This is a genomic window from Actinomadura sp. NBRC 104425 (genome assembly GCF_030269545.1).
Taxonomy (GTDB): Bacteria; Actinomycetota; Actinomycetes; order Streptosporangiales; family Streptosporangiaceae; genus Spirillospora; species Spirillospora keratinilytica.
In genome coordinates, this window is the sequence record NZ_BSTN01000078.1 from 1 (window position 1) to 1,721 (window position 1,721).

1 protein-coding gene and 1 pseudogene are annotated in these 1,721 nt (G+C 66.1%); one reads left to right on the forward strand and one right to left on the reverse strand.

Going from position 1 to position 1,721, the window contains the following annotated elements:
• A pseudogene (locus QSK22_RS33170) lies at nucleotides 1–204 on the reverse strand (hypothetical protein); the annotation flags it as partial.
• Nucleotides 205–402: 198 nt separating this feature from the next.
• On the opposite strand from QSK22_RS33170, the gene QSK22_RS33175 reads away from it, so the two are divergent.
• The coding region (locus QSK22_RS33175) for a tetratricopeptide repeat protein (RefSeq protein WP_285498458.1) at nucleotides 403–1,721 on the forward strand (1,319 nt) is incomplete at its 3' end.

Consider the following 1,721-nt stretch of genomic DNA (forward strand, 5'->3'; position numbering starts at 1 on the left):
GTAAAGGGCCTCGGTGAGGTACTCGGAGAATTGCGCGAAGGACGATGCCTCGATCAAGCGGTCGCCGCGTGCGTCCTGGATCATCGCCCAGAAGTGGCCGGTGTAGGTGCCGTACCACAGGCAGACGCCGGGAAAACGGCGTCGCAACTCGGCGAGCGCCCGGTCGATGTCCGTATCGAAGATCGAGTTTTGACAGTCGCTCACTGGTGGGATTCTCTCGGCATGACGGGTCGGTCTGATCGCGCGCGGCCGGCAACAGGGGGCGGGGCACCGGCCGCGCGCGTCGGCCAATATTCGTGAGCCGCACACTTCACCAACCAGCACCGGTTATCGTCGGTGCCAGGGTGTTAACTCTGGGTGAGCAGCGGGGCCCGCCCACCACAAGGCAACTGTGGGGTGATCATGAACGACCGGCCCGAAAACATCACCGCGATGATCTGCATGCGGATCTACGCCCGGGTGTTCTCCCATCTCGCGCGCATCAACAACCGCCCGAACAAAGCGGTCGCCCACGCCGCCGACTGCAGCGAGGCGTACATCTCAATGATCAAGAAAGGAGAGCGCCTGCCCACCCTGGAAACGACCAGGGCCCTCGACCAGGCGATCGACGGCGCAGGCTGCCTGTTCGAGGTCCGCCGCCTGATCCAACAACTCCAGGACGAAATCACCGCCAACGAGCGTAACGTGAAAACACGTCTCATCGTCTCCGGTAAGGAGCACGGCCCCGTGAAGCGACGCGAACTCCTGCAGGACGGCGCGAAGGTCACCGCCGGCGCCACCGTCGCCCCCGTCCTGGCGGCCCTCACCCAGGCATGGCAGGTCTCCGAACCCAAGATCCCGGGCGCGAGCGTCTCCCAGTCGATGATCGACGACTGGGAAAACGCGGCGCTCCTTTATAGCCAGCGGGCACGTCAGGAGCCGCCCGCCACCATCCTCGAAACACTCGCCGACGAGTTCAGCGCGATCGCCCCACACCTGGCCCGCGAGCAGCCCGAAGAGGTGCGCAAAGGCCTCACCCACGCCGCCGCACAGCACGCGCTGCTGATCGCCGGAAAGCTTCTGGATCTCGGAGACCGCAGAGAATCCCACCGGTGGTGGATCAAGACCCGGGCCCTGAGCGACGAGTCCGGAGACGACATGCTCGCCTCCTGGGTGCGCAGCCGCGAAGCGCTCTACCGTTTGGGCGACCGATCCGATGATCTCTACGCGGTGCTGGCAGCCGCGCAGCATGCACGACGCCTGGCAGGAGATCAGCCCAGTGCTCCGCTCGTCTCCGCCCTGTGTGCCGAGGCCGGGGCTCTTGCTCGACTGGGACGCCTTGACGAAGCCATCGTCACACTCCGAAAGGCGGAGACAGCATTCGAGCGCATGCCCGGAGGCACACCGTTCGATCCGCACTGGGCCAAGCGCGAAGAGGGCCTGTGGTTCGACAAGAGCCTCATCTACACCCTGGCGAACGACGTCAAGCACGCGATGGAGGCACAGAACACAGTGCTCAGCGGCCGAGGCGCCGATGACGACCTGACCGCCACAGGCGTCCGCCTCCACGCCGCAGCACTCCAGGTCCGCACCGACCCGAAGACGGGGATGGAGGAGGCCGCGCGGATCATCGACGCCATACCGCCCCAGCAGCGGCGGACGCGCTACCTTACGGCCGCGCGGATGGCACTGGACCTCGCCCCCGAGAACGCACGCTCGCTCCCCGCGGCAAAGGAACTACG